Here is a 26,019-nt window from a genome sequence, read left to right as displayed (position 1 = left end):
GGGGACAGAGAGAACGAAGGAAAGAGCATGAGCACCAACAACATTGTCGTGATCGGAGGCGGCTACGCCGGTGTCATGGCGGCCAACCGCCTGACCCAGCGGACCGACGTGACGGTGACCGTGATCAATCCGCGCGAGGTCTTCGTGCCCCGGTTGCGCATGCACCAGGTGGTGGGCGGGACCCACGACGGCGTCGTCGACTACCAGGACGTCCTGGCCGAGGGCGTCCGGCGGGTGGTCGACAGCGCGACGCGCATCGACGCGGCCGCCCGCAAGGTGATCCTGGCCGACGGCGACCCGATCGGCTACGACTACCTGGTCTACGCGGTGGGCAGCGGCAACGCCGAGCCGCCGGTGCCCGGTGCGTCCGAATTCGCTTATCCCGTAGCGACTTTGGAAGCGGCGCAGCGGCTGCGGTCGGTGCTGTTCGACACGCCCACGAGCGCCCCGGTCACGGTGATCGGCGGCGGCCCCGCGGGTGTCGAGACCGCCGCCGAGCTGGCCGGGCAGGGACGCGCGGTCACCCTGATCTGCGGCGGCGACCTCGTTCCCTACCTGCACCCCAAGGCACGGCGCACCGCCCACAAGTACCTCGCCCAGCTCGGCGTGACCGTCATCGAGGGCGCGGACGCCGCGGTCACCGCCGTCACCGCCGACGCCGTGGAACTCGCCGACGGCCGGACGCTCACCAGCGCCGTCACGATCTGGTCGGCGGGCTTCGATGTGCCCGACCTGGCCGTTCGCAGCGGGCTGAGCACCGACGCCGTCGGCCGCCTGCTCACCGACGAGACCCTGACCAGCGTCGACGACGAGCGCATCGTGGCCGCGGGCGACTCCTCGGCACCCTCGGACCTGCCGTTCCGGATGAGCGCCTACACCGCCTACTGCCTCGGCGCGCACGCCGCCGACACCGTGCTGCACCGGATCGCCGGTGAGCAGCCCGCACCGATCGACATGGCGTTCCCGGCCATGTGCCTCAGCTTCGGCCGCGACGCCGGGATCTACCAGCTCGGCCACAAGGACGAGACCGCCATGCGGCTGTACTTCAGCGGTGCGCTGGGCAAGAAGCTCAAGGAGATCGCCTGCACGGCCGGTATCAAGCACCTGGCGACCGAGGCCCGCAAGCCCGGCTCGCACCACTGGTTCAAGGACGGCAAGCACCGGCCGATGCTGCTGGCCGAGCGCGGAAACGCGCCGCAGCCGGTCGCATAGGACGTCGAAAACCTTTGCGGCCCAGCGAAGATCAATCGAATGCGGCGACCGAGACCTTTCTCGCGCACCGTGACCTGCTGTTCACCGTCGCCAGGGAGATGCTCGGCACCGCGGCCGACGCCGAAGACGTCCTGCGGAAGAGCTGGCTGCGCTGGCACCGTGTCGAACCGGGCCAGGTCGGCGACCCACGCGCCTACCTGGTCCGGATCGTCACGCGCCAGTGTCTCGACCGGCTGCGAGAGTCGCAGCGCCGCAACGACTCCGGTCCCGCGCCGCTGCCGGACGCCGTCCACGAGGTCGAACTCGCCGAGAGCATGTCGATGGCGCTGATGCTGGTCCTCGACACGCTCGCGCCGACCGAGCGCGCGGTGTTCGTGCTGCGCGAGACGTTCGACCTCGGGTACGACGAGATCGCCGACGCGGTCGGCAAGACCACCGCCGCGGTCCGCCAGATCGCCCATCGCGCCCGCCGCCACGTCGCCGTGCGCCGCCCCCGCCGGGCGGTCTCCGCGAGCCGGGCCAGGGCGGCGACGGCATCGGTGCGACGGGCGCTCGAAACCGGGAATCCGCAGATCCTGCGGGACGTCCTGGCTCCCGACGTCGTGCTGGTCGGCGCCGGCCGGGTCGCCGCACGGCCGATCACCGGCGTCGACGAGGTGATCCGCTTCTTCGCCGACGGGCTCGGCACCGGCGCGGCAGCGCTCACCTGCGAACCCGTCACCGCCGAGGGCAACGCGGCCCTGGCCGTGCATGCCGACGGCGAGTTCGACGGCATCCTGGCCATCGGCCTCGCCGGAGACCGCATCACCGGGCTCTATTTCGTCCGCACCGCCGCAGCCGACGACCGTGGCCGGACGATTCGGTGAGCGTTCGTCCGCGAGGTGAGCCGCACATCACACCGGCCGGGTGGTCGGCCGGGTGGGCAGAGTGGGGGACGAGTTCATGTCCGCGTCGCGTCGGCTCCAGATGTGTGGTGCCGCAACGCAATGTCGGATCGGCATCGTCGAGGGGCGCGGGGCGGTGCGGCGGCGCGCCGGTGGAACGGTGCGTAAACACCGGGCTAACACCGGCAGAATCGCCTGTGACCTGCGCGAAACTTCGCCGACCCGGGCTTGGCCGGCGTGTCCGCGACCGTACGATTCAAGTGTGAGCGTTCCGCAGGCCGTGCTGCTGGCAGTTCTGGCGGCCGTTGTCGGCCTGGCTGTCGGCGGGTTGCTCATTCCCTATGTGAACGCGCGGCAGGCGCAGCGGCGGGAGGCCGAATCCGGTCTCACCATGTCGCAGGTGCTCGATCTGATCGTGCTCGCCTCGGAGAGCGGCATCGCGGTCGTCGACGAATACCGCGATGTGGTGCTGGTGAATCCGCGCGCGGAGGAACTGGGCCTGGTCCGCAACCGGCTGCTCGAGGAGCGGGCCTGGGCCGCGGTGGAAAAGGTGCTCGCCTCGGCGGAGAGCGTGGATTTCGATCTCACTCTGAAGAATCCGACGCCCGGCCGCAGTCGCATCGCGGTGCGCGGGGTGGCCCGTCCGCTCTCGCGGGAGAACTCCAATTTCGTCGTGCTGTTCGCCGACGACGATTCCGAGCAGGCCCGCATGGAGGCGACCCGCCGCGATTTCGTGGCCAATGTCAGCCACGAACTCAAGACCCCGGTCGGCGCGATGAGTCTGCTGGCCGAGGCGCTGCTGGAATCGGCCGACGATCCGGACTCGGTGCGGCACTTCGGCCAGCGCCTGCACGCCGAATCCGGCCGCATGGGCAAGATGGTCACCGAATTGATCGCGCTGTCGCGGTTGCAGGGCGCGGAGAAGCTGCCGCAGCTCGAGGCGGTCGACGTGGACACCGTCGTCAATGCCGCCATCGAACGCTCCCGCACCGCGGCCGAGGCCGCCGGGATCACCGTCAGCACCGACGCCAACAGCGGGCTGGAAGTGCTCGGCGACGAAACCCTGCTGGTCACCGCGCTGTCGAACCTGGTCGAGAACGCCATCAACTATTCCCCGAAGGGCTCGCACGTCTCGGTGAGCCGGTCGCTGCGCGGCGGGTACGTGAACATCGCCGTCACCGACCGCGGCATCGGGATCGCCAAGGAGGACCAGGAGCGGGTGTTCGAGCGGTTCTTCCGCGCCGACAAGGCCCGCTCGCGCGCCACCGGCGGAACCGGGCTCGGGCTGGCTATCGTCAAACACGTGGCCGCCAATCACAACGGCGAGATCACGCTGTGGAGCAAGCTGGGCACCGGCTCGACGTTCACGCTGCGCATCCCCGCCACCGACGCCGAGGAGAGCACCGGCGGCGCGGCGGCGGCCGCGGGGGACAGGAAGACTCCCACCGGAATCACGGTGGGGAAGAAGGAAAACGGCTCGCGCCCCAACGGGCGGGCCAGACCCAACGGTGTGGAGGCAACCCGATGACGAGTGTGCTGATCGTCGAGGACGAGGAGTCGCTGGCCGATCCGCTCGCGTTCCTGCTGCGCAAGGAAGGGTTCGAGGTCACCCTGGTCGGCGACGGTCCGTCCGCGCTGGCCGAGTTCGACCGCTCCGGCGCGGACATCGTGCTGCTGGACCTCATGCTGCCCGGCATGAGCGGCACCGACGTGTGCAAGCAGCTGCGCACCCGCAGCAGCGTGCCCGTGATCATGGTGACCGCGCGCGACAGCGAGATCGACAAGGTCGTCGGGCTGGAACTCGGCGCCGACGACTACGTGACCAAGCCGTACTCGTCGCGCGAGCTGATCGCCCGCATCCGCGCGGTGCTGCGGCGCGGCGCCGGCGAGGAGATGGACGGCGGCAACGAGAGCGGGGTGCTGGAAGCGGGCCCGGTCCGGATGGACGTCGACCGCCACACCGTGCAGGTCAACGGCAAGCCGGTGACGTTGCCGCTCAAGGAGTTCGACCTGCTCGAATATCTGCTCCGCAACTCCGGCCGGGTGCTGACCCGCGGCCAGCTGATCGACCGGGTCTGGGGCGCGGACTACGTCGGCGACACCAAGACCCTCGACGTGCACGTCAAGCGGCTGCGGTCGAAGATCGAGGCCGACCCGGCCAAGCCGGAACACCTGGTCACCGTGCGCGGGCTGGGGTACAAGCTCGAGGCGTGAGCCCGCCGCGGCGGACGCCCCGACCCGAGGGCGTCCGCGCGGCCGGAGTGCGGACTAGACGATGTGCACCCAGGCGGTGCCGATCTGCGGGACGTCGGTCTTCGACAGCGGCTGCCAGCCGAAGTCGTCGTGCTGCAGGCAGTCGTAGAACGGGATGTCCGCGCCGTTGCCGCGGCAGGCGATGGTGTGCGAGGTGCCGTAGGGGCTGACGATGACCTGCTTGCCGTTCTGCTGCGCGCTCAGCGCGGCCGGGTCCGTGTAGTTCACGAAGTTCTCGGTCTGCACGTTGTAGTCGTACGGGTCGAAGGCGTCGTCGGCCTGCGCGACCGGGGCCAGCGCGAGCGCGGCGCCGACGGTCAGAGCTGCGGTTGCCATGATTTTCCTCATCATGGGATTGATGCCTACCAGGGTCGGGTGAATCCTTCATGTCGAACCGGTGTCCAGCAGGGCCGGGGACCGTGTGTCGCGTGTATTCGCCGTCGTGTCGACGAGGGTGTGCGTATGGCGCTGTTCCGTGCCGCACATTTGCCGACTCGAGCACGCGACCAAGATTTGTCGGCGCGGAATCGCCATCGAAACAGGCCGACATGCAAGTGGTGTTCGGCGTGCTCAGCCGCCCACGCGCTGAGTGAGTTCGTCCGCGAGGGCCTGCGCGACCTCGGTGAGCTGCTCCCGGACCGTGGGATCGGCGATCAGGCCGTCCGGGCCGACCATCGCGCCGAGCACGGTGATTCGGCGGCAGGCGGGCTCGACGATCTCCGCGCCGACGTAACCGAGGACGATGCGCAGGGACTCGATCGCGCCGTCGCCGCGGCCTTCGGCGGCGACGTTGATCCAGGCGACCGGCTTCTCGTACAGGTCCGCCGTGCCGACCGTCCACTCCAGCAGGTTCTTCAGGCTGCCGGGCATGAAACCGGCGTACTCGGGGGTGCAGAAGAGCACGGCGTCGGCCGCCGCCAGCCGCGCGCGCAGATCGGCGACCGGCGCGGGAGACGGGCCGTCGCCCGGGACGAACGCGGGCAGGTCCACCAAGCCCGCGTACGTCTCGGTCGAAATATCCTGCGGCGCAACGGCTTCGAACGTCCGGAGGGCGGCGGTGTTGGTGGAACCGGGCCGGGTGCTGCCGGAGACCAGCAGGATTCGTGCGCTCACGTCCTCGGTCAAGGGTGTGCGGGCGGAAGTTATTCCGTGGACGGTGAGAGGGGGTGGATTCCGGCCGAAAGCATGCCGGAATGACGGGCGGGGATGCAGAGGTGGGGTGTGGTGGGGTGATGGGTGTGGTGTGCCGAGCGGTGAGGTGGCGCGGGTGCGCCGGTGTCCTGCTTACGCCGCTACTCCGCGGCGCGACGTTCCGCCTCGACGGTGGCCGGGTGTACCGCCACGATGCCCAGGCCCTCGCGGCGTTTGCAGTGGCGGGCCAGCTCGTCGTAGGCGGGCCGGCCGATCAATTCGATCAGTTCGGGGGCGTAGGACTGCCAGACCGGGCGCGTGCCGACGTGGGCGTCGGGGGAGCCCGAGCAGTACCAGTGCAGGTCGAGGCCGCCCGGGCCCCAGCCGCGGCGGTCGTATTCGGTGAGGGTGGTGCGCAGGATCTGGACGCCGTCGGGGCGGTCGACCCAGTCCTGGGTGCGGCGGATCGGCAGCTGCCAGCACACCTCGGGCTTGACCGTCAGCGGTTCCAGGCCCTTGCGCAGCGCCATGCTGTGCAGCGCGCAGCCGATGCCGCCCGCGAAGCCCGGCCGGTTGAGGAAGATGCACGCGCCCTCGTAGCGGCGGGTGCGCAGGGCCGGCTCGTCGTCGAGGTCGTCCTCCTCGAGGTACAGCTTCTTGCGCACCTTGCCGCTGGCGTCGACGGCCTCGCCCATCAGCTGCCAGTCCTCGGGTGTGAGCAGTTTCACAGCCTTGTGCAGCTTCTTGCGATCGTCGTCGTCGCACAGGAACGCCCCGTGCGAGCAGCAGCCGTCGTCGGGGCGGCCCTCGATGATGCCTTGGCAGGCGGGCGTGCCGAACACGCACGTCCATCTGGAAAGCAGCCAAGTCAAATCGGCCGCAATGGTGTGCTCGTCGTTTGCCGGATCGACGAATTCGATCCACTCACGCGGGAAGTCGAGGTCGACCTCGGGGGTGGGATCGATCTTCGTCGCTGGTCGCAACCCGGTCGGGGCGCTCGCGGAAGCTCCTGCCGTCACATCGCCAGACGCTAACAGCTTTCGGTCGCACGCCGCATTTCCGGGGTTTACACGGCGTTACGCTATTCCTTCTCCTGCGCGACACCGCAACCCAGTACCGTGTTCTTGTGCGGCTCGGTGTGCTCGATGTGGGAAGCAATACCGTCCACCTCCTCGTGGTGGACGCGCATCGCGGTGGCCACCCGATGCCGATGAGTTCTACCAAGGCGACGCTGCGGCTGTCGGAGAACATCGACGACGAGGGCCGCATCATCCCCGAGGGCGCCGCCCGGCTCACCAAGACCGTCGCCGAATTCGCCAGTATCGCAAAGACTTCCGGTTGTGTGCAGCTGATGCCGTTCGCCACCTCCGCGGTGCGCGAGGCCGCCAACTCCGAGGAGGTGCTGGCCCGGGTCCGGCTCGAGACGGGTGTCGACCTGCGGGTGCTGACGGGTGTCGACGAGGCCCGGCTGACCTTCCTGGCAGTGCGCCGCTGGTACGGCTGGAGCGCGGGCCGCATCCTCAATCTCGACATCGGCGGCGGATCGCTGGAGATGAGCAACGGCTGCGACGAGGCCCCCGACGCGGCGCTGTCACTGCCGCTGGGCGCCGGTCGGCTGACCCGCGACTGGCTGCGCGAGGACCCGCCGGGCAAGCGCCGGGTCGCGGTGCTGCGCGACTGGCTCGATGCCGAGATGGTGATCCCGGCCAAACAGTTGCTGGAGCCCGGCCGGCCCGATCTGGCCGTCGGCACCTCGAAGACGTTCCGTACGCTGGCCAGGCTCACCGGCGCCGCCCCCTCGGGCGCGGGTCCCCGGGAACGGCGTATTCTCTCCAGTTCCGGTCTGCGGCAGCTGATCGCGTTCATCTCCCGAATGACTGCGGCGGACCGGGCAGAATTGGAGGGCGTAAGTTCCGATCGGTCACAGCAACTGGTGGCTGGCGCATTGGTCGCGGAGGCGAGTATGCGAGCGTTATCGCTGGATACTCTCGAGATATGCCCTTGGGCGCTGCGGGAGGGATTGATCCTGCGCAAACTGGATACCGACCTGGACAGCGAACCCGGTGCCGGCAGTAGCCGTCCCAACGGAGTACCGGGCCCGACCGAAACGGTGTCGAGATGAGTGACGAATCCACCCAGCTGTCGGTCGCCGAGCTGCTGGCCCGCAACGGCCAGGGCGTCCCGTCGTCCGGGGGCGGCCGGCGGCGGCGCAGCGGGCGCGGCATCTCGGTCACCGAGCTGACCGGTGACATGCCCGCCGTCCGGGAGGGCTCGTCCGCGCACGCCGCACCGGAGCCGGAGACGCCCGAGCCCGACTATTCCTCCCCGCTGTCCGATTACGCGCCCGACCCCACCAATTCACCCCTGTCCGGGCCGATTTCGTACTACGACCCGCTGAGTTCCGGCACCGAGGCGCCGTCGTCGAACGGCTACGAGCCGGGCGGATTCGGCGCGGGGAGTGGTTACGACCTCAACGGTTACGGTGCCGGGGGCACCGGTTACGAGCCGGGCGGCGCGGGTGCCAACGGGTACGACTCGAACGGTTACGGAGCGCACGGTGCCGGAGGTACCGACTACGGATCGAACGGCTACGAGCCGAACGGTTTCGGCGCGAACGGTGCCGGTGCCGCCGGTTACGCCCCGAACGGCTTCGGCGAAAATAGCGCCGGGAGCAACGGTTACGACCTCAACGGCTACGGATCCAGCGGTGCGGGGAGCAACGGCTACGGATCCGGCGGTGCCGGGAGCAACGGTTACGGGTCCGACCAGGTCGGAAGCAACGGTTACGGGCCCAACGGTGTCGGGTCGAACGGCTACGACCTGAACGGTTTCGGCGCGGGCGGTGCCGGGAGCAACGGCTACGAGCCGAACGGCGCGGCCCTGAACGGCGTGGCACCCCCCGGCTTCGAGCCCGGGGCCTACGAACCGCCCGCCTTCGAACAGCACACCTACCAGTCACCCGCGATGTCGGACGCCGCGCTGCGCGATCCCACGGGATTCGGCTGGCCCGGTTCGGATCCCGCGGCCCCCGCCTCCGACCCGTTCGCCGCGCCCGCGACCGGTGGGCGCCGGTCTCGCCGCGAGCGGCGGGAGGCGATGGAGGCGCTGTCCGAGCAGGCCGCTCCGGCTCCTCCGGAGGCTCTGAACCCGGGACCGGGCGTGGAGGGCGGCCGCCGCCGTCGCGAACCGGATATCGAGGCGACCGAGATCCGCCCGTTCGGCGGTGGCCCGTTCCGGTCCGCCGACGACGTGAACCCGCCCGCGGCCTGGGCGCCGCAGCGCGCCACCGCGCCGGAGCCGCCGCCGTTCCGCCCGCCCGAACCGTCGGGCGGCGCCGAGCGACCGCAACTGCCGCGCCGCAACGGGGCGGGCGGTGCGCCCGCCGCGCTGCCCGCGTGGTCGGCTCGCCGTCGGCAACCGCCGGAACCGCCGGGCCCGCAAGCGGATCACGCCGCGCCGCCGCCCGGCGCACCGAACGGGCAGACGACGGTCTGGGCGCTGGCCGATCGGGATCAGCAGCTGATCTCGGGTCCGACGGTGGCCGGAGATCTTCTGCGCGCCGAGCCGCCCGCACGCGGCGGCCGACGCGACTTCGGGCGCAACGGTGCCGCCCCGCCTCCGGTCATCGACGATCGCACCGACGTCTACCGCCCGATCGAAACCGACGACGAATTCGACTCCGACGAGTACGACCCCGATTTCGAATTCGACGACGCCGAGGACGACGAACTCGACGACAAGCCGTCCCGCCCGTGGGCTGAGCGCGTCGGACAACTCGCCGCCCGCGGGCGCGAACTGGCCCGTTCCCGCACGACCAGCACCCGGTCCACCGGCTCGCGGGCCGCCGCCAAGAGCGCCGACGACGTGGCCCGGCAGCAGTGGATGGTGCTCGGCGGCCAGGTCGCCGGGGCCGCGATCGCCGGCATGCTGCTGTTCAAGGGCTTCGAGAAGATGTGGGACATGCTGCCTTTCGTCGCCCTGGTCCTGGCGATGGTCGTGATCCTCGGCCTGGTCGCCCTGGTGCGGGTGCTGCGCCGCACCGACGACATCATGAGCACCGTGATCGCCGTGATCGTGGGCATCTTCGTCACGCTCGGACCGCTAGCCTTTCTTCTCAGCACCAACTGAGCAGGGAGCAGCAGTGGGGAACACGCAGGGGAACGACATCAGGGTGGGGCTGTCGACGGCCTCGGTGTACCCGGAGAACACCGAGGCGGCGTTCCGGTACGCGGCCGAACTCGGTTACGACGGCGTCGAATTGATGGTCTGGGCCGAACCGGCCAGCCAGAGCATCGCGACCGTGCAGGCCTACGCGCGCCGGTATTCGATGCCGGTGCTGGCGGTGCACGCGCCGTGCCTGCTCATCTCGCAGCGGGTCTGGGGCGCCGACCCGATCGCGAAGCTGGAGCGCAGCGTGCACACGGCCGAGGCGCTGGGTGCGGGCACGGTCGTGGTCCATCCGCCGTTCCGCTGGCAGCGGCGCTACGCCGACGGGTTCGCCGCGCAGGTCGCACACCTCGAGGAGCACAGTCCGGTCGCCGTCGCCGTGGAGAACATGTTCCCGATGCGGGCCGACACGCTGTTCCGCCGACGGACGAGTTCGGCGCGCCGCCTGGAACGCCGTGGCGGGCCGGGCCTTTCGCTGACCGCCTTCAGTCCCTCCTACGACCCGACCGACATCGGATTCCGCAACTACACGCTGGACCTGTCGCACACCGCGACCGCAGGCGTGGACCCGCTGGCACTCGCCGCCCGGATGGGAGACAACCTCACCCACCTGCACCTGGCCGACGGCACCGGCGCCGCGCACGACGAGCACCTGGTCCCCGGCGAGGGCAACCAGCCGTGCGCCGAGGTCTGTGCCGCCTTGGTGCACAACGGTTTCCGCGGCCACGCGGTGATCGAGGTGAACACCCAGAACGCCCGCACCACCGCCAACCGCGCCGCCGCCCTGCACCGCGCCCTCAGCTTCGCCCGCGCCCACCTCAACGACCTCGAGACCGCCCCCACCCCCGAACCCACCGGCGCTCAGCGCGTCTGACAGGGCGATTCCGCCTTTTTCCGCGAGGGCGTCGGCAATCACAACGGGTGGGAATCGCGGGCCCGCCGTGAGCCTTATACGCTGTACGAGCGAAATCTCTCGGTAGGAAGGAGTGGCGGTGACGGAGCTGACCATCGATGCGGACCGGCCGGTGACCGAACTCGGCGATGCCCCGTTCAGCCGGGTGTGCGCGGTGACCGAACTGCCGTCGGACCTGCCGGAGGTGGGCCGCTACGGCGGCGAGATCCACCGGACCTGGACCATCGGCAAGAAGCTGCACGGCGGCACCATGGTCGCGGGCAGCGCGGCGGCCGCCACCCGCCGGTTGCGGGAGGTCGCACCGGCGCTGTCGGAGATGTTCCCGATCGCGGGCGCGAGCGACTTCCTCGGCGCCCCGGACCCCGGCGAGGTCGAATACCACGTCCGCGTCCGCAAGACGGGTAAACGAATCAGCCTGGTGGACACCGATCTCGTGCAGGACGGCCGCACCCTCGTGCACACCGCCTTCACCTTCGCGCACCTCGACGACGCCGCCCCGGCCTACACCCGCGCCATCGACACCGACATGCCGCCGGAGCCGCCCGCCGACGCGATCGGCTACGAACTCGATTCGCCGATGGGCCGCATCGTGAACGTCGCGCAGGCCACCTCGGTCGCCATCGATTCGGAATGGGCGGTCTTCCTGAAGGGTGAGCAGGGCGAGCCGCGGCTGCGGCTGTGGATCCGGCCCCGGCCGGGCGACGAACAGGACCCCGACGTCGCCGCCTACTTCGCGATGATGGCCGGCGACATGAGCCCGCCGGTGCCGGCCAACCTGGGCCGCTTCGGCTGGGCGCCCACGGTCCAGCTGACGACCTATCTGCGCCGCCGCCCCGCGCCGGGCTGGCTGCGCGTCATCGCGACCGCACAGGAGATCGGGGAGGGCATGTTCGACGAGGACCAGCTGGTTCTCGACGCCACGGGCGCGGTGGTCGCCCAGACCCGCCAGCTCGCGCTGATCCCCCGGCAGCCGTAGGGGAGAGCCCTTCGCGCGCCGCCGCGCGGCACGCGGATAGCCTTGCCGTCATGACGAGAATTGCGGTGATCGGTGGCGGACGGATCGGTGAGGCGTTGATCGCCGGGCTGCTCGAATCGGGGCGGGCGAGCAAGGATCTGGTCGTCGTCGAGACGGTCCCGGCGCGGGCCGAGTTTCTCGTCGAGCGTTTCGGCATCCGGGTCACCGACAGCATCGCCGACGCCGCGACCGCCGCGGACCTGCTGGTGATCGCGGTGAAACCACACGACGTCGACGCGGTGCTGACCGAGCTGGGCAAGGTCGAACTCGACAACGATCGCGACCAGGTGCTGGTGTCGCTGGCCGCGGGCGTGACCACCGCGCGGCTCGAGTCGAAGATGCCCGCCGGTTTCCCCGTCGTGCGCGTCATGCCGAACACGCCGATGCTGGTCGGCCAGGGCATGAGCGTGCTGGCGTCCGGCCGCTACGCCAAGGCGGAGCAGTTGCAGCAGGTCGCCGAGGTGCTGGCGGCGGTCGGCAAGGTCGTGACGGTGCCGGAGTCGCAGATGGACGCGGTGACCGCGGTGTCGGGCTCGGGCCCGGCGTACTTCTTCCTGGTGGTGGAGGCCATGGTGGAGGCGGGCGTGGGCCTCGGGCTCACCCGCGACGTGGCGACCCAGCTGGTCGCGCAGACCATGCTGGGCTCGGCCGCCCTGCTCGACGAGTCGGGTCAGGACGCCGTGGAGTTGCGCGCGGCGGTCACCTCCCCGGCCGGCACCACCGCGGCCGCGGTCCGCGAACTCGAGCGCGGGGGCGTACGGTCGGCGTTCTGGGAGGCGCTGCACGCCGCGAAGCGACGCTCCGTGGAACAGGGATCGACCGGCGAGTAGCGCGCAATCGACACCGTTTATCTCCCACCCGTCGCAGTAATCCCACTGGTCCCGCTAAGCTTCAAGGAGCACGTGCGTGTCTGTTCCGCCGGTGGGGAAGCCGGCGGCGCGGACGTGCCGGAGGTGTCAGTGGCGCAATGATGTCTGGAAACAGCTCTGCGAGTACCGGTCCCGCTATCGGTGGAGGGACCCAGTTCCTCACCGTCGCCGAAGTGGCGAATCTGATGCGGGTGTCCAAGATGACCGTGTACCGGTTGGTGCATTCCGGTGAGCTGCCCGCGGTGCGGGTGGGTCGATCGTTCCGGGTGCACGCCAAGGCGGTGCACGACTATCTGCAGACGTCCTACTTCGACGCGGGGTAGGCCGCACGCTCGGGCCCGAACCGTTCCGGTGACAGCCGGAACGGCGGGTTCGGCGACCCAAGAGCAGGGCCAGCCGCGGCGATCCCCGTTTCGTTCGCCGATGGTTGGCCCGGTAGCATGGACAACCGTCGTGTTCGCCCGCCGTCGTGCTGGGACAGGCCGGGCGGAGACGGGCGTACGTAAACCGGCGTGCGCGCCGAGGTAGAGAGAGAACGCGAGGAACAACCCTATGGGTTCTGTGATCAAGAAGCGCCGCAAGCGCATGTCGAAGAAGAAGCACCGCAAGCTGCTTCGCCGCACGCGTGTGCAGCGTCGTAAACTCGGCAAGTAACGCTGCGGTAGCCGAAAGCCCGTCACCCGATGTGGTGGCGGGCTTTTCATTTTGAAAATCGGAAATTTAAAACCTCGCGGTTTCCGGTGACTGAAGTCATCGTAAGAACGAGGTTAAACCCTGCTGAGCGGGTTGCGGCAGCGGTTACCCTGGAACCCGGAATCGGCGGAATGGGGGCTGCGAAGGTGGGATCCGGCGTGGGTGCCAACGTGCGGGACGGGCATACGCCCAAGGTGGTGCTGGTGACCGGCGCGAGCCGGTTCTTCGGCGGCAATGTCGTCGCGCGCCTGGCCGCCGACCCCGCGGTGGAGCGCATCATCGCCGTGGACGCCCGCATGCCGGACCGGGCCCTGCTGCGCCGCATGGGCCGCGCCGAGTTCGTGCGCGCCGACATTCGAAATCCCTTGATCCGCAAGGTGTTCGACGGCAACGAGGTCGACACGGTGGTACATCCGGCGGTGCTGTCGCGGCCGCCGTCCGGGGGCGGGCGCGCGGTGATGAAGGACTTCAACGTGCTCGGCACCATGCAGCTGCTGGCGGTCTGTCAGAAGTCGCCGAGCGTGCGGCGGGTGGTGGTGCGCTCGTCGTCGGCGGTCTACGGGTGCAGCGCGAAGGACCCGGCGAAATTCACCGAGGAAATGAGCGCGCGCACGCCGCCGCGCGGCTGGTTCGCGCGCGACATGATCGAAGTCGAGGGATTCGTGCGCGGCCTGGCGCGTAGGCGTCCGGATATCGCCGCGGCTATTCTGCGATTTCCACCGATCGTCGGTCCGCGGTTGGCGCACCGGGGCGTCCAGTATTTTCGCTCGCCGGTGACGCCGACCATCCTCGGCCGTGATCCGCGCATACAACTGCTGCACGAGGAGGACGCGATCGCGGCGCTGACGCATGCCGCACTGGCCGCACCCGGCGGCACGTTCAACGTGGCGGGCGACGGGGCGCTGGTGCTGTCGCAGGCCGTCCGCCGGGCCGGGCGGGTCGAGCTGCCGGTGCCGTTCACGTTGTTCCGCACGGTGGGCCGGTCGTTTATGGGCCCGGTGATGCGGGAATTCACGAACGAGCAGATCGACTACTTCCATTTCGGCTGCGGCCTGGACACCACCCGGATGCGCGCCGAACTGGGATATCAGCCGCGCTGGACGACAGTGCAGGCATTCGACGATTTCGTTGGGGGCGCAGCGTTGCGGCCCGTCATCGATCCGCGCTGGATCGATGCGGCAGAGACGAGACTTCTCGGCCTGGTCGGGGCCGGAGCGGGAGCACACCGATGAGTGACGTGGCCAAGGTAATTCAGTTGCACGACGTCGACTTCGAGGCGCGGCAGCGCGCGTCCGCGCGGCGCCGGCCGGGCGAATCGGCCCCGAGCCCGGTGACCTCGCTGACCGAACGGCTGGCCGAGACCGGCCCGCGGCCGCCGCGCACGCTCACCGATCTGGTGCGCGACACGGTCGCCGGCGGCATCCGCGGCACCGCCGACTTCGCGCGCCGCCGCCTCACCGGCGACTACCAGGTCGACGAGTTCGGTCTCGACGAGCACCTGCTCGAATCCGTGGTGCTGCCCGCGCTGCGTCCGCTGTCGGAACTGTGGTTCCGGGTGGAGGTCTCCGGGATCGAGAACCTGCCCGAGTCGGGCGGCGCGCTGATCGTGTCGAATCACGCGGGCGTGGTGCCGATCGACGGGCTGATGCTGCAACTGGCCGTGCACGACCGGCACCCCAAGCAGCGGGCGCTGCGGCTGCTGGCCGCCGATCTGATCTTCGAACTCCCGGTGCTGGGCGGGCTGGCCCGCAAGGCCGGGCACACCCTGGCCTGCCCGTCGGATGCCGAGCGGCTGCTGCGCGCGGGCGAGCTGGCCGGGGTCTTTCCCGAGGGCTTCAAGGGCATCGGCAAGCCGTACTCCGAGCGGTACAAGTTGCAGCGGTTCGGGCGCGGCGGGTTCGTGTCGGCGGCGGTGAAGACGGGCGTGCCGATCATTCCGTGCTCGATCGTCGGCTCCGAGGAGATCTACCCGAAGCTCGCCAACCTCGAGCCGCTGGCCCGGCTGCTCGGGCTGCCGTATTTCCCGGTGACGCCGCTGTTCCCGCACCTCGGCGTGCTCGGCGCCCTGCCGCTGCCCTCGAAGTGGTACATCGAGTTCGGCACACCGATCTCCACGGGCGGCTACGAGCCCGAGGCCGCCGACGACCCGATGACCATGTTCGAGGTCACCGACCAGGTCCGCGAGACCATCCAGCAGACGCTCTACAAACTGCTCATGAAGCGCCGCAACCCGTTCACGGGCTGAGTCGCGTCAGTGGGCGTCGCGCTTGCGGGTGAGCACCGCGGCGGCCGCACCGCCCGCCGCGCCCAGGGCCAGAGCCGTGGGGACGCCGATCTTGGCGGCCTTGCGGCCGGTGCGGAAATCGCGGATCTCCCAGCCGCGGTTCTTGGCCACCTCGCGTAGGTCCGAATCCGGGTTGATGGCCACCGACGTGCCGACCAGCGAGAGCATCGGGACGTCGTTGTGGCTGTCGGAATAGGCCGTGCAGCGCTTGAGGTTCAGGCCCTCGCGGACCGCGAGCGCGCGGACCGCGTGCGCCTTGCCCAGACCGTGCAGGATGTCGCCGACCAGGCGGCCGGTGAAGACCCCGTCCACGCTCTCGGCGACCGTGCCCAGCGCGCCCGTCAGTCCTAGACGCTTGGCGATGACCTGGGCCAGCTCCACCGGAGTGGCCGTCACCAGCCAGACCTGCTGGCCGGCGTCCAGATGCATCTGCGCCAGCGCGCGAGTGCCGGGCCAGATCTTGTCGGCGATGATCTCGTCGTAGATCTCCTCGCCCAGCGCGGCCAGCTCGGCGGTGGAGCGGCCGGCGATGAACGACAGCGCCTTCTCCTTGCCGCTCACCATGTCGCCCTGGTTCTCCTTGCCGGTGACCCGGAACTTCACCTGCTTCCAGGCGATATCGACCAGGTCGGAGCTCTTGAAGTACTTGCGCGCCGCCAGGCCGCGGGCGAAGTGCACGATGGACGCGCCCTGGACCATGGTGTTGTCGACGTCGAAGAACGCGGCCGCCGTGAGATCCCGCGGCACCTCCGACTCCGGCCCGGCGACACCGGCTTCCAGCTCCGCGTCGTGCAGCGCGAGGGCGGCGTCGGCGCTGGCCTCACCGGCGAGGTTGGCGCGCACCTCCTCCTCGCTGGGCCCGAACGGGCTGCGGGCGATGCGGGTGAGCTGATCGGACAGACCCTGGCTCCAGCGTGCCGGGAATTCGCCGAACCTGCCCGCGATGAAGCCCGCCCTCACATCTTTCGATCGATCCGGCACCAGTACCTCCGCCCGTCCGCGCGACAACTTCAACCCTAACCGAGGGGTGTGACCTTGTCGGTTGGACAGCTGGGCCGGGAACGCGGAGTGCGCCGGTGCGTATTGAATGAAGGCATGAGCGAGTCCACGCATTCGGTGATCCTGTTGACGCGGGCGGGCTGCGGCATGTGCGCCGTCGCGCTCGACCGGCTGCGGGCGATCTGCGCCGATTTCGGTCTCACGCCGGGCACCGTCGACGTCGACGAGGCCGCCGCGACCGACCCCGCGCTGCGCGCCGAATACGGCGACCGCCTGCCCGTGGTGCTGCTCGACGGGCGCGAACACAGCTATTTCGACGTCGACGAGCCGCGCCTGCGGGCGGACCTGAGCCGCTGAGCACGGTTTCCGGCGCGTTGTGTGGAAACTCACCGCCGACCGCGGGTTGAATGTGACGGGGAGCGCCGCAGGCCGGGCGTACCCGCGAGTGACTGAATTCACCGACTTTGTGCAGGGCTTCACAAGCAGTTACGGTGGTGACACGCGAACCGACTGCGGCAGGCAGCGGCAGCACCCGATACCCCGATGTACCGATACCGGCGCCCGTCCGGCGTCGGCGGTGCACAGCGAACCGGACACCTATCCCCGGCCGGACGAGGAGCCGAACGACGTGACAGAGCAGCATGAGACGCCCGGCGGCGTCTCCGGCAGGGCTCTGCAGAAGGACATCCCGCAGGCGACCGTAGCGCGGCTGGCCACCTATCTCCGGGTGCTCGCCCTGCTCGCCGACGAGGGTGTGCTCATCGTATCGAGTGAAGAACTGGCTGTCGCGGCGGGTGTCGGTTCCGCGAAGTTACGCAAGGATCTGTCCTTCCTCGGCCCCAACGGCGTGCGCGGCGTCGGCTACGACGTGGCCAAGCTGCGCGGCCGGATCGAGGACGTGCTCGGGCTGTCCGAGGGACACCGGGTGATCCTGGTCGGCGCCGGAAATCTGGGACGCGCGCTGGTCGGCTACGGCGGTTTCCGGCGGCGCGGGTTCAGTATGGTCGGCATCTTCGACTCCGATCCGGCGGTCATCGGCGAGACGGTCAGCGGGCTGGTCGTGCGCGACGTCGCGGATCTGCACGCCGGGGTCGCCGAGCTGGAACCGACGATCGCGGTCGTCACCGTGCCCGACGCGGCCGCGCAGGACGTGTGCGACGAGCTGGTCGCCGCGGGCGTGCAGAGCATTCTCAGCTTCTCGCCGACGGCGCTGGACGCTCCGTCGTCGGTCGAGGTCCGCCGGGTCGATCTCGCGGTCGAGATGCAGATGCTGTCGTTCGAGCGGGCGCGCAGCGCGGAGGCGGAGACACAGGGCGAGGCGCACAGCGTGGCCGCGGGCGAAACCGTGACCGCGGTGTCCACACCGATCGGCCGCCGGGTGGCGGACCGGTCGCACGTGGGCATCAAGCATTCGGCAACGGAGCCAAACAGCAAGGGATCGGTGGTGGCACCATGAGCGTGCTTCTGGTCGGTATTTCGCATCGCAGCGCGCCGGTGGCAGTGCTGGAGAAAGTCGCTGTCACCGAGGACGACCGGCCCAAGCTGACCGATCGCATGCTCGCCTCCCAGCACGTGTCCGAGGCGATGATCGTCTCCACCTGCAACCGCGTCGAGATCTACGCCGTGGTCGACGCCTTCCACGGCGGCTTGGCCGAGGTCGGCGAACTACTCGCGAAACACTCCGGACTGCCGCTGCCCGAACTGACCAGACACGCCTACGTCCGCTACAGCGAGGCCGCGGCCGAGCACCTGTTCGCGGTGGCCAGCGGGCTGGACTCGATGGTGATCGGCGAGCAGCAGGTGCTCAGCCAGATCCGGGCCGCCTACGCCGCCGCCGACGCGCAGCAGGCCGCCGGGCGCACCCTGCACGAACTGGCCCAGCACGCGCTGCGGGTCGGCAAGCGGGTGCACTCCGAGACCGGCATCGACCGGGCCGGTGCCTCGGTGGTGTCGGTGGCGCTCGACCGGGCGCGGACCGTGCTCGGCGGGCTCGAAGGCCGCCGGGCCGTGGTGATCGGCGCGGGCGCGATGGGCGGTCTCGCGGTGGCGCATCTCGCGCGGGCCGGGGTCGGGCACATCACGGTCGTCAACCGGACGCTGGAGCGGGCGCAGCGGCTGGCGCAGACCGCCGCCACCATGCACCAGGCCTCGGCGTCGGCCGCGGAGCTGTCCGAGCTGGTTCCCGCGCTGGCCGCCGCCGACATCGTGCTCACCAGCACCGGCGCGGTCGGGTCGGTGGTGACGCTGGCCGACGCGCACCGCGCCCTGAACTCCACCCGGGTCGACCACCAGCTGGTGATCTGCGACCTGGGCCTGCCGCGCGACGTGGATCCCGCGGTCGCGGGCCTGCCCGACGTGACCGTGATCGACATGGAGACGCTGCAGCGCGACCCGGCCGCGGGCGCGGCCGCCGACGACACCACCGCGGCCCGCGCGATCGTCGCCGAGGAACTCACCAAATACCTGGCCGGCCAGCGGATGGCCGAGGTGACGCCGACCGTGGCCGCGCTGCGACAGCGGGCCGCCGACGTGGTGGAAGCCGAACTGCTGCGGCTGGAGTCGAAGCTGCCCGACCTGGCCGACCCCGAGCGCGAGGAGGTCGCGCGCACGGTGCGCCGGGTGGTCGACAAGCTGCTGCACGCGCCGACCGTGCGGGTCAAACAGCTGGCCTCCACGCCGGGCGGCGACACCTACGCCGAGGCGCTGCGCGAGCTGTTCGAACTCAAGCCCGGCGCGGCCCAGGCCGTCGCGGCGCCGATGGAGATCGCGGCGCTGCACGAGCTGGCCGACGACTTCGCCCCCGGTCGCGGGGACGGGCAGGGACACACCGCATGACCGAGACGACGATGACCGGGGATTTCGTGACCGACGCACTGGTGCAGGAGCACGACATGACCGCACGCGGCACCGCACAGGCGCCCTGGCGGATCGGGACCCGCGGCTCGCATCTGGCGCTCACCCAGGCCGGGACCGTCCGCGACGCGCTGATCGCCGCCGGGCAGCACGCCGAACTCGTCGTCGTGAAGACGGCCGGCGACAAATCCTCCGACCCGGTCGAGAAGATCGGGGTCGGCGTGTTCACCACCGCGCTGCGCGACGAATTGGCCGCGGGCAGTGTCGACATCGCGGTGCACTCGTACAAGGACCTGCCCACGGCCCCCGACCCGCGATTCGTCATCGCCGCGATCCCGCCGCGCGAGGACCCGCGCGACGCGGTGGTCGGCCGCGACGGCATGGTGCTCGGCGAACTGCCGCCCGGCGCGAAGGTCGGCACCTCCGCGCCGCGCCGGGTCGCGCAGCTGCGCGCGCTGGGCCTCGGCCTCGAGGTGCTGCCCCTGCGCGGCAACATCGACACCCGGATGCGCAAGGTCGCCGACGGCGAACTCGACGCCGTGATTCTCGCTCGCGCCGGTCTCGCACGGGTCGGTCGCCTCGACGAGGTGACCGAGGCGCTGGAGCCGGTGCAGATGCTGCCCGCCCCGGCGCAAGGTGCGCTCGCGGTCGAATGTCGCGTCGAGGACGCCGATCTCGTGACCATCCTGTCCGCCCTGGACGATCCCGCCAGCCGCGCCGCGGTGCTGGCCGAGCGGTCGCTGCTGGCCGAACTCGAGGCCGGTTGCACCGCGCCGGTGGGCGCGCTGGCCGAAGTGGTCGAGTCGCTCGACGACGACGGCCGGGTGGTCGAGGAACTGTCGCTGCGCGGGTGCGCGGCGGCCATCGATGGCTCGGATGTCATCCGGGCCTCCGCGGTCGGCTCGCTCGCAGCGGCGGAGCAGCTGGGCCGCGCGCTGGCGCGTGAGCTCCTGGAGCTGGGGGCACGCGACCTGCTCGGCGGTGACGAGCCCGCGAGGGCCGACGCCGGGCACCGCGCTGACGACAGCGCCCGTTCAGACCTCAGTAATCCCAGCCCAATGGAGAACAACCAATGAGCCGAGCCACTAAGAAGCACCCCGGTCGGATCCTGTTCGTGGGATCGGGCCCCGGTGACCCGGCGCTGCTCACCGCGCGCGCCCGCGAGGTGCTCGGGCGGGCGACGCTGGCCTTCACCGATCCCGATGTCGACAAGGGCGTCGCCGCCCTGGTCGGGACCGTGGTCGAGCCGGGCCCGGACGGGGAGCGGCCGGTCGACGTGCGCCCGGCGCTCGGCGAGCCGGCCGAGGTGGCCAAGACGCTGATCGCGGAGGCGCGCAACGGCCACGACGTGGTGCGACTGGTCTCCGGTGATCCGCTGACCACCGATTCGGTGATCGCCGAGGTCAACGCGGTCACCCGCTCGCACATGACCTTCGAGGTGCTGCCGGGCCTGCCGTCGGGCACCACCGTCCCGGCGTACGCCGGCATCGCGCTGGGCTCCACGCACACCGAGGTGGACGTGCGCGGCGAGGTGGACTGGGCGGCCGTCGCCGGCGCGCCCGGGCCGCTGGTGCTGCACGCCACCTCCGGGCATCTCGCGGAGACCGCGAGCGCGCTGGTCGAGCACGGCATGGCCCCGCAGACCCCGGTCGCGGTGACCGTGCGCGGCACCACGCGCCAGCAGCGCACCATCGAGGCGACGCTGGCCACGCTGAACTCCGCCGCCTCCGAGCTGGTCGGGCCGCTGGTGGTCACGGTCGGCAAGGAGGTCGAGAAGCGCGCCAAGATGTCGTGGTGGGAGTCGCGGGCGCTGTACGGCTGGACCGTGCTGGTGCCGCGCACCAAGGAGCAGGCCGGCGAGATGAGCGAGAAGCTCGTCATGCACGGCGCCATCCCGATGGAGGTGCCGACCATCGCCGTCGAGCCGCCGCGCAGCCCCGCCCAGATGGAGCGCGCGGTCAAGGGCCTGGTGGACGGGCGCTACCAGTGGGTGGTGTTCACCTCCACCAACGCGGTGCGCGCGGTGTGGGAGAAGTTCGGCGAATTCGGTTTGGACGCACGGGCTTTCTCGGGCGTGAAGATCGCCTGCGTCGGCGAGGCGACCGCGGAGAAGGTGCGCTCCTTCGGCATCAACCCGGAGTTGGTGCCCAGCGGTGAGCAGTCCTCCGAGGGTCTGCTGGCCGACTTCCCGCCCTACGACGACGTGTTCGACCCGGTGAACCGGGTGCTGCTGCCGCGCGCGGACATCGCCACCGAAACCCTCGCCGAGGGTCTGCGCGACCGCGGCTGGGAAATCGACGACGTGACCGCGTACCGCACGGTGCGCGCCTCGCCGCCGCCGGCCGAGACCCGCGAGATGATCAAGACCGGCGGCTTCGACGCGGTCCTGTTCACCTCGTCCTCGACGGTGCGGAACCTGGTCGGCATCGCCGGAAAGCCGCACGCGCGCACCATCGTCGCCTGCATCGGCCCGAAGACCGCCGAGACGGCCATCGAGTTCGGCCTGCGCGTGGACGTGCAGCCCGAGGTCGCACAGGTCGGCCCCCTGGTCGACGCCCTCGCCGAGCACGCCGCCCACCTGCGCGCCGAGGGCCTGCTGCCCCCGCCGCGCAAGAAGAGCCGCCGCAGCCGCTGAGTCCGCTCAGCGGCGGGCGCGCATTACGTCGCGGACTAGGCGGCAGGTTTTGTCGGATGGTGGGCGGACGCCGACGAGATCGGCTGTGCGGCGGATGGTTTCGTTGTCGGCCAGGCTGGCGCGGTAGACGCCGGAGTCGAGCAGGGCGATGGCCAGGCGCATCGCCTTCAGCCGGCGGTTGTGGGTGACGTACCAGGTGCGCGGCCGCCCGGGCGGCAGCGGGCGTTTCACCAGCGGGACGTACGGCCGATCGATGATCGTCGGTGCGGAAGCGGGCACGAGATCCTCCCCTCGCCATCGGGATCCAGCCGGACCCCTCTTCGAACACATCTTCGATTCTACCTCGACCCACCGACAAAAACCGCTGGCCGCAAGGTCTTTCACGGACCCGGCGCGTGCCGTCGCCCGCGCTCGGCCGGGCGCGGGGCGGCGGTGGCGGAGGTGCCCGCGCCAGGCCTCGGAGCGGGGCGTATCGTGCGGTCCATGACCGGAATGGACCGCCCGCGGCGGTTGCGTCGGACTCCCGCCCTGCGCCGCCTCGTTTCCGAAACCACCTTGGAGCCAAGGCATTTGGTGCTGCCGATGTTCGTCGCCGACGGCCTGTCGGAGCCGCGCGAGATCGGTTCCATGCCCGGCGTGCAGCAGCATTCGATGGATTCGCTGCGCAAGGCCGCGGTCGAGGCGGTCGCCGCCGGCGTCGGCGGGCTGATGCTGTTCGGCGTCCCGCGCGCCGAGGACAAGGACCCGACGGGCAGCCAGGCCAGCGACCCGGACGGCATCCTCAACCGCGGCCTGCGCGCCCTCGCCGAGGAGGTCGGCGATGCCACCGTGGTCATGGCCGACACCTGCCTGGACGAATTCACCGACCACGGCCACTGCGGCGTGCTCGCCGCCGACGGCGCCGTCGACAACGACGCCACACTCACCCGCTACGTCGACATGGCGCTGGCGCAGGCGGAATCGGGCGCCGACCTGCTCGGCACCAGCGGCATGATGGACGGCCAGGTCGGCGCGATCCGCGCGGGCCTGGACGCCGCCGGCCACACCGACACCGGCATCCTCGCCTACGCCGCGAAGTACTCCTCGGCCTTCTACGGCCCGTTCCGCGAGGCCGTCGCCTCCTCGCTGCAGGGCGATCGCCGCACCTACCAGCAGGATCCGGCCAACCGCCGCGAGGCGCTGCGCGAACTGGAACTGGACCTGGCCGAGGGCGCCGACATCGTGATGGTGAAGCCCGCCATGTCCTACCTCGACATCCTGCGCGAGGTCGCCGACCACTCGACCGTGCCCGTGGCCGCGTACCAGATCTCGGGGGAGTACTCGATGATCACCGCCGCCGCCGAGCGCGGCTGGATCGACCGCCGCGCCGCGGCGCTGGAATCGCTGCTGGGTATCCGCCGGGCGGGCGCGGACTTCGTGCTCACCTACTGGGCGACCGAGGCCGCACACTGGCTGTCGTGAATCAGTGGAGTCCGCCGGGACGCCCGGGACCGGCGCCGACGGATGTCCGTACCGCGTGTCAATTGTGGTGGGGTGTGGTCGCGCTCGGCGTGCTGCGCCTGATCGCGAGCGCGCTGCACCGGTTCACCGGCCGCCGCGACCTGGCCGAGGACCTGTTCGACGAGGTCCGCGCGCAGCAGCCGCAGGCCACCTTCGCGCAGGTCGAACTGATCGTGTCGGTGATGCAGGTGCTCATCGTGATCTTCGGCCTGGCGCTCGCGGTCGGGGCGCTGGCGGTCGTGCACCAGCTGCGCGCGGGGAAGCTGTGGGCGCGCACGCTGCTCGACATCGCCGCCGCGGTGCTGGTCTTCGGTGCCATCGGGACGATGATCGGTCTCGGCGCGGTGAGCGGGGTGGGCCCGCTGGTCGCGGGAGCCGCGGCGATCCTGCAGGCGGTGCTGGCCGGCGGCGCGCTGGTGCTGTGTCGCAGAAGCGAATCCGAGGCCTTCTTCCGGCTGAACGGCCGATAGAAGATCCTCCGAATTTGTTACCGACGAACCGGGATGTATCGTGAGGGCAGTCACAGAGGATTTGGGAACCGGATGTCGTTGCTCGGGCGTTGTTCTCGGGATCGCTTCACGCGATGCGCTCCGGTGGAGCGGAGGCATTGATGCGAGTGGTGATCCAGCAGCCGCAGAGCCTTCGGCGAGACGTACTCGTACTGAGTCTGCTGATCCTGTTCGGATTGCTGACCCTCGCCGTCTTGCTGCTCCCGGGAGCGGTCGGCTGATCCTCCCCGCATGAACCAGGCCCCGACCGCGCCCACGGTGCTGTTCGCCGAGCCCGGCGCCCGCTGGCGCACGGTCGCGTACGGCCCGCTGCTGTGCGGGATCATTCTGCTGCTGGAAATCGTGCTGCGGTCGCAGGTGCACTGGTTCGGGCTGGTGTTCTGCGCGGCGCTGCTGGCCGGTTTCGTGTGGCTGCAGGTGGTCGCCGGGCGTCGGCACGTGAGCGTGGAACTCACCGACAGCACGCTGCGCGAGGGCACCGAGACGCTGCCCCTGCGCCGGATCGCCGAGGTGCTGCCCGAGATCGACGAAGAGTCCTGGGACGAGGAGGACTGGCAGTCGGCCCGCGCGCTCGGCGAGCTGACCGGCGTGCCGCGCCGACGCAAAGGCATCGGGCTGAAGCTGGACGACGGCAGCCTGGTCCAGGCTTGGGCGCGCGACCCGCGCCGCCTCCGGGCCGAACTGTCCGCCGCGCTCGAGCGATTGCCCGAGGCCCGTTCCGACTCCGAGGCCTCCGAGACCCGTTCCGACGCTGAGGCCCGCACCGACCCCGAGGCTCGGACCGATTCCGAGGCCCGGGCCGCCTCCGATACTGAGACCGAACCCGATGCCGAGGAGGGGCCCCGGTGATGCGCCGGTTGTGGATCGTCGTCGATCTCGTCCTGCTGGTGGTGTGTCTCGGTGCGGCGGTGCCGAGTTGGCGCAGCGGGATCAGTACCGCCGCCTTCGATGCCGTCGGTAAGCAGCCGGCCTTCGAGGCCACCCGGTACTCCGGTCCGTGGCTGGGGTTGGCGGCGTTGCTGGTGGCGATCGCCGGGCTGGCCGTCATCGACCTCGTCGCCCGGTGTGCGCGCACTCGCTGACGGTTGTCCGGCAGGCGTTTTCGTGGTCGGCGTGGCGGTGCGGCGCGGTTGAGTGTCGCCGCTCGCGCCGGACAATGGTCGATATGAAGCGCACAGAGCTCGTGAGACGCATCGCCCTCGCCGTGCTGGCCACCGGAGCCGTCGGCGCTGCCACCACCCTCCCCGCCGCGGCCGCCGACTCCGCGACTGCGGAAGTTGCTCCCGCGGCAGCCGTCGCCACCGACCCCGCGCCTATCGCGCCGTCCGGACTGCTGGATGTGTTGCCGAATCCGCTGAACTGCCTGCTGACAACGGGATTCGCTGTCTTCTGCCTAGGAGTGCCGCTGTCCTGAGGGCGGCGTTGCTCGAGCCACAACCAGGCGCTGAGGTTCGATGCCGGGGCGCCCGTATTGCGGCGTGGGGACTCAGCCCCAGCGCTGGTAGATGTCGATCAGCCGGGAGCCGTGGGTGCCGGGGGCGTTGAGGAAGACGGTGACGGTGCCGTCCGGGTGGTCGGCGGCCTCCATGATCACCTGGCGCAGCGAGGCGTGGACGTTGCCGCTGTCGTCGCGGTAGAGGTCGGTCTCCGGGTGCAGGCCCGCGCCCATCCTGCTCTGCGGGATCACCTTGGTGACCAGGGCGGGCATCGGGCCGTCGGCGAGCGCGGCGGTCTCGCCGTGGGACAGCGCGAAACCGATCCGTCCCTGATCCGGCTGTGCGACCGGGACGCCCGCCGCGGCCTGGCCGGCGCCGGCGAGCGCGGCGGCGATGCCGGCGATGAACAGGGCGGTGCTGAGCAGGGTGATGCGCATGAAATCCCTCCCGGCCGTAGCTGAGTCGTCCGTCGAGCGTACGTAGAAGCAATCACTCAGCGATTGAACTGGGCGGAAAGACCTCCCGGCGTGTTGCCGTTCCGATCCGAGAGCGGAAGGACGCCCCGGCCTCGGGGCAAACTCTTGGCCATGCGGTCGCAAGCAGCGACCGCAGCCCGGCGGTGTGCCGTGGCTCACCCCACTACACCCTGTCGTCGACGGGCCGGGG

Annotated in this window: 28 protein-coding genes and 1 pseudogene; 23 read left to right on the top strand and 6 right to left on the bottom strand. The window is 70.5% G+C overall.

The features are described from left to right. The first annotated feature begins 27 nt into the window (after positions 1 to 27). The 4 genes from IU476_RS15645 (at position 28) to IU476_RS15630 (ending at position 4,310) form a co-directional block, all read left to right on the top strand. A complete protein-coding gene (locus IU476_RS15645) occupies positions 28 to 1,212 on the top strand; it encodes an NAD(P)/FAD-dependent oxidoreductase (protein WP_195100748.1) in 1,185 nt (394 codons plus the stop codon). Positions 1,213 to 1,226: 14 nt separating this feature from the next. Continuing rightward, positions 1,227 to 2,078, top strand: coding sequence for a sigma-70 family RNA polymerase sigma factor (locus tag IU476_RS15640; protein WP_195100746.1), 852 nt, complete (start codon positions 1,227 to 1,229; stop codon positions 2,076 to 2,078). A gap of 280 nt (positions 2,079 to 2,358) precedes the next feature. After that, positions 2,359 to 3,624, top strand: coding sequence for a sensor histidine kinase (locus tag IU476_RS15635; RefSeq protein ID WP_195100744.1), 1,266 nt, complete (start codon positions 2,359 to 2,361; stop codon positions 3,622 to 3,624). Continuing rightward, positions 3,621 to 4,310 carry a winged helix-turn-helix domain-containing protein gene (locus IU476_RS15630; RefSeq protein ID WP_195100742.1) on the top strand — a complete coding sequence of 230 codons (690 nt, stop codon included), beginning with the start codon at positions 3,621 to 3,623 and terminating at the stop codon, positions 4,308 to 4,310. The genes IU476_RS15635 and IU476_RS15630 overlap by 4 nt, the downstream gene beginning before the upstream one ends. Positions 4,311 to 4,364: 54 nt before the next feature. On the opposite strand, the gene IU476_RS15625 is transcribed toward IU476_RS15630, so the two are convergent. The 3 genes from IU476_RS15625 to IU476_RS15615 form a co-directional block, all read right to left on the bottom strand. Beyond that, positions 4,365 to 4,685 (bottom strand): hypothetical protein, encoded by a 321-nt coding sequence (locus IU476_RS15625; protein WP_228823673.1) that lies wholly within the window; start codon positions 4,683 to 4,685, stop codon positions 4,365 to 4,367. A 234-nt stretch (positions 4,686 to 4,919) separates the two neighbouring features. After that, positions 4,920 to 5,462, bottom strand: coding sequence for an NADPH-dependent FMN reductase (locus IU476_RS15620; protein WP_195100737.1), 543 nt, complete (start codon positions 5,460 to 5,462; stop codon positions 4,920 to 4,922). A gap of 179 nt (positions 5,463 to 5,641) precedes the next feature. Further along, a complete protein-coding gene (locus tag IU476_RS15615) occupies positions 5,642 to 6,499 on the bottom strand; it encodes a DUF3109 family protein (protein WP_438944016.1) in 858 nt (285 codons plus the stop codon). Between the two features lie 128 nt (positions 6,500 to 6,627). On the opposite strand from IU476_RS15615, the gene IU476_RS15610 reads away from it, so the two are divergent. The 9 genes and pseudogenes from IU476_RS15610 (at position 6,628) to IU476_RS15570 (ending at position 15,382) form a co-directional block, all read left to right on the top strand. Continuing rightward, positions 6,628 to 7,602, top strand: coding sequence for a Ppx/GppA family phosphatase (locus tag IU476_RS15610; protein ID WP_324194084.1), 975 nt, complete (start codon positions 6,628 to 6,630; stop codon positions 7,600 to 7,602). A gap of 1,757 nt (positions 7,603 to 9,359) precedes the next feature. Beyond that, positions 9,360 to 9,608, top strand: a pseudogene (locus tag IU476_RS36180) (Rv0497 family membrane protein); the annotation flags it as partial. Positions 9,609 to 9,651: 43 nt separating this feature from the next. Next, complete coding sequence (locus tag IU476_RS15600; protein WP_195101017.1) at positions 9,652 to 10,521, top strand: sugar phosphate isomerase/epimerase family protein; 870 nt, start codon at positions 9,652 to 9,654, stop codon at positions 10,519 to 10,521. Positions 10,522 to 10,639: 118 nt separating this feature from the next. Beyond that, a complete protein-coding gene (locus IU476_RS15595) occupies positions 10,640 to 11,536 on the top strand; it encodes a thioesterase family protein (RefSeq protein WP_324194067.1) in 897 nt (298 codons plus the stop codon). Between the two features lie 50 nt (positions 11,537 to 11,586). Beyond that, positions 11,587 to 12,405 carry a pyrroline-5-carboxylate reductase gene (proC, locus tag IU476_RS15590; protein WP_195100729.1) on the top strand — a complete coding sequence of 273 codons (819 nt, stop codon included), beginning with the start codon at positions 11,587 to 11,589 and terminating at the stop codon, positions 12,403 to 12,405. 137 nt (positions 12,406 to 12,542) lie between these two features. Beyond that, on the top strand, positions 12,543 to 12,767 hold the full coding sequence (locus tag IU476_RS15585; protein WP_024801963.1) for a helix-turn-helix domain-containing protein: 225 nt from the start codon (positions 12,543 to 12,545) through the stop codon (positions 12,765 to 12,767). Between the two features lie 229 nt (positions 12,768 to 12,996). Further along, entirely contained in the window at positions 12,997 to 13,098 is a 102-nt protein-coding gene (locus tag IU476_RS15580; RefSeq protein WP_003402602.1) for a 30S ribosomal protein bS22, read from the top strand. Positions 13,099 to 13,268: 170 nt separating this feature from the next. Beyond that, positions 13,269 to 14,369 carry an NAD-dependent epimerase/dehydratase family protein gene (locus IU476_RS15575; protein ID WP_195101013.1) on the top strand — a complete coding sequence of 367 codons (1,101 nt, stop codon included), beginning with the start codon at positions 13,269 to 13,271 and terminating at the stop codon, positions 14,367 to 14,369. Next, a complete protein-coding gene (locus IU476_RS15570; protein ID WP_195100727.1) occupies positions 14,366 to 15,382 on the top strand; it encodes a lysophospholipid acyltransferase family protein in 1,017 nt (338 codons plus the stop codon). The genes IU476_RS15575 and IU476_RS15570 overlap by 4 nt, the downstream gene beginning before the upstream one ends. Before the next feature lie 6 nt (positions 15,383 to 15,388). Here the strand turns inward: IU476_RS15570 and IU476_RS15565 are convergent, their stop codons facing one another. Continuing rightward, a complete protein-coding gene (locus tag IU476_RS15565; RefSeq protein ID WP_438944015.1) occupies positions 15,389 to 16,402 on the bottom strand; it encodes an HAD family hydrolase in 1,014 nt (337 codons plus the stop codon). A gap of 114 nt (positions 16,403 to 16,516) precedes the next feature. On the opposite strand from IU476_RS15565, the gene IU476_RS15560 reads away from it, so the two are divergent. The 5 genes from IU476_RS15560 (at position 16,517) to IU476_RS15540 (ending at position 21,908) form a co-directional block, all read left to right on the top strand. After that, positions 16,517 to 16,777, top strand: coding sequence for a glutaredoxin family protein (locus IU476_RS15560; RefSeq protein WP_195100724.1), 261 nt, complete (start codon positions 16,517 to 16,519; stop codon positions 16,775 to 16,777). Positions 16,778 to 17,048: 271 nt separating this feature from the next. After that, entirely contained in the window at positions 17,049 to 17,876 is an 828-nt protein-coding gene (locus IU476_RS15555; protein ID WP_195100722.1) for a redox-sensing transcriptional repressor Rex, read from the top strand. Beyond that, positions 17,873 to 19,255 (top strand): glutamyl-tRNA reductase, encoded by a 1,383-nt coding sequence (locus tag IU476_RS15550; RefSeq protein ID WP_195100719.1) that lies wholly within the window; start codon positions 17,873 to 17,875, stop codon positions 19,253 to 19,255. The genes IU476_RS15555 and IU476_RS15550 overlap by 4 nt, the downstream gene beginning before the upstream one ends. A 56-nt stretch (positions 19,256 to 19,311) precedes the next feature. Then, positions 19,312 to 20,349 (top strand): hydroxymethylbilane synthase, encoded by a 1,038-nt coding sequence (hemC, locus tag IU476_RS15545; protein WP_195101010.1) that lies wholly within the window; start codon positions 19,312 to 19,314, stop codon positions 20,347 to 20,349. Further along, entirely contained in the window at positions 20,346 to 21,908 is a 1,563-nt protein-coding gene (locus IU476_RS15540; RefSeq protein ID WP_195100717.1) for a bifunctional uroporphyrinogen-III C-methyltransferase/uroporphyrinogen-III synthase, read from the top strand. Before hemC ends, IU476_RS15540 begins: the two co-directional genes overlap by 4 nt. Positions 21,909 to 21,914: 6 nt before the next feature. Here IU476_RS15540 and IU476_RS15535 read toward each other — a convergent pair whose 3' ends face one another. Next, positions 21,915 to 22,187 (bottom strand): hypothetical protein, encoded by a 273-nt coding sequence (locus IU476_RS15535; protein ID WP_195100715.1) that lies wholly within the window; start codon positions 22,185 to 22,187, stop codon positions 21,915 to 21,917. 204 nt (positions 22,188 to 22,391) lie between these two features. Between IU476_RS15535 and hemB the strand changes: the two genes are divergently transcribed. From hemB to IU476_RS15510, 5 genes are all read left to right on the top strand, one after another. After that, the gene (hemB, locus tag IU476_RS15530) at positions 22,392 to 23,369 is read left to right on the top strand and encodes a porphobilinogen synthase (protein ID WP_195100713.1); all 978 of its coding nucleotides are present in this window, start codon (positions 22,392 to 22,394) and stop codon (positions 23,367 to 23,369) included. Then, positions 23,366 to 23,878: a hypothetical protein gene (locus IU476_RS15525; RefSeq protein WP_195100704.1), complete on the top strand. Its 513-nt coding sequence runs from the start codon at positions 23,366 to 23,368 to the stop codon at positions 23,876 to 23,878. The genes hemB and IU476_RS15525 overlap by 4 nt, the downstream gene beginning before the upstream one ends. Before the next feature lie 270 nt (positions 23,879 to 24,148). Beyond that, on the top strand, positions 24,149 to 24,766 hold the full coding sequence (mce1N, locus tag IU476_RS15520) for a transport-regulating membrane protein Mce1N (RefSeq protein ID WP_228823671.1): 618 nt from the start codon (positions 24,149 to 24,151) through the stop codon (positions 24,764 to 24,766). Next, positions 24,763 to 24,999: a hypothetical protein gene (locus IU476_RS15515; RefSeq protein WP_195100702.1), complete on the top strand. Its 237-nt coding sequence runs from the start codon at positions 24,763 to 24,765 to the stop codon at positions 24,997 to 24,999. The genes mce1N and IU476_RS15515 overlap by 4 nt, the downstream gene beginning before the upstream one ends. Before the next feature lie 83 nt (positions 25,000 to 25,082). Next, positions 25,083 to 25,331 (top strand): hypothetical protein, encoded by a 249-nt coding sequence (locus IU476_RS15510; protein WP_195100700.1) that lies wholly within the window; start codon positions 25,083 to 25,085, stop codon positions 25,329 to 25,331. A 72-nt stretch (positions 25,332 to 25,403) separates the two neighbouring features. Here the strand turns inward: IU476_RS15510 and IU476_RS15505 are convergent, their stop codons facing one another. Then, positions 25,404 to 25,790, bottom strand: a complete 387-nt coding sequence (locus IU476_RS15505) for a hypothetical protein (protein WP_195100698.1) — start codon at positions 25,788 to 25,790, stop codon at positions 25,404 to 25,406. Positions 25,791 to 26,019: the final 229 nt, after the last annotated feature.

This window comes from Nocardia blacklockiae (assembly GCF_015477355.1).
GTDB classification, from domain to species: Bacteria; Actinomycetota; Actinomycetes; order Mycobacteriales; family Mycobacteriaceae; genus Nocardia; species Nocardia blacklockiae.
This window is presented reverse-complemented; position numbering and strand designations above follow the sequence as displayed.

Excerpts from the sequence above, each read along its gene's own strand:
- IU476_RS15505 (WP_195100698.1), bottom strand. The coding sequence starts at position 25,790 with ATGCGCATCACCCTGCTCAGCACCGCCCTGTTCATCGCCGGCATCGCC.
- proC (WP_195100729.1), top strand. The coding sequence starts at position 11,587 with ATGACGAGAATTGCGGTGATCGGTGGCGGACGGATCGGTGAGGCGTTG.
- IU476_RS15630 (WP_195100742.1), top strand. The coding sequence starts at position 3,621 with ATGACGAGTGTGCTGATCGTCGAGGACGAGGAGTCGCTGGCCGATCCG.
- IU476_RS15540 (WP_195100717.1), top strand. The coding sequence starts at position 20,346 with ATGAGCCGAGCCACTAAGAAGCACCCCGGTCGGATCCTGTTCGTGGGA.
- IU476_RS15645 (WP_195100748.1), top strand. The coding sequence starts at position 28 with ATGAGCACCAACAACATTGTCGTGATCGGAGGCGGCTACGCCGGTGTC.
- mce1N (WP_228823671.1), top strand. The coding sequence starts at position 24,149 with ATGAACCAGGCCCCGACCGCGCCCACGGTGCTGTTCGCCGAGCCCGGC.
- IU476_RS15580 (WP_003402602.1), top strand. The coding sequence starts at position 12,997 with ATGGGTTCTGTGATCAAGAAGCGCCGCAAGCGCATGTCGAAGAAGAAG.
- hemC (WP_195101010.1), top strand. The coding sequence starts at position 19,312 with ATGACCGCACGCGGCACCGCACAGGCGCCCTGGCGGATCGGGACCCGC.
- IU476_RS15510 (WP_195100700.1), top strand. The coding sequence starts at position 25,083 with ATGAAGCGCACAGAGCTCGTGAGACGCATCGCCCTCGCCGTGCTGGCC.
- IU476_RS15575 (WP_195101013.1), top strand. The coding sequence starts at position 13,269 with ATGGGGGCTGCGAAGGTGGGATCCGGCGTGGGTGCCAACGTGCGGGAC.
- IU476_RS15560 (WP_195100724.1), top strand. The coding sequence starts at position 16,517 with ATGAGCGAGTCCACGCATTCGGTGATCCTGTTGACGCGGGCGGGCTGC.
- IU476_RS15625 (WP_228823673.1), bottom strand. The coding sequence starts at position 4,685 with ATGGCAACCGCAGCTCTGACCGTCGGCGCCGCGCTCGCGCTGGCCCCG.
- IU476_RS15585 (WP_024801963.1), top strand. The coding sequence starts at position 12,543 with ATGATGTCTGGAAACAGCTCTGCGAGTACCGGTCCCGCTATCGGTGGA.
- IU476_RS15550 (WP_195100719.1), top strand. The coding sequence starts at position 17,873 with ATGAGCGTGCTTCTGGTCGGTATTTCGCATCGCAGCGCGCCGGTGGCA.
- IU476_RS15570 (WP_195100727.1), top strand. The coding sequence starts at position 14,366 with ATGAGTGACGTGGCCAAGGTAATTCAGTTGCACGACGTCGACTTCGAG.
- hemB (WP_195100713.1), top strand. The coding sequence starts at position 22,392 with ATGACCGGAATGGACCGCCCGCGGCGGTTGCGTCGGACTCCCGCCCTG.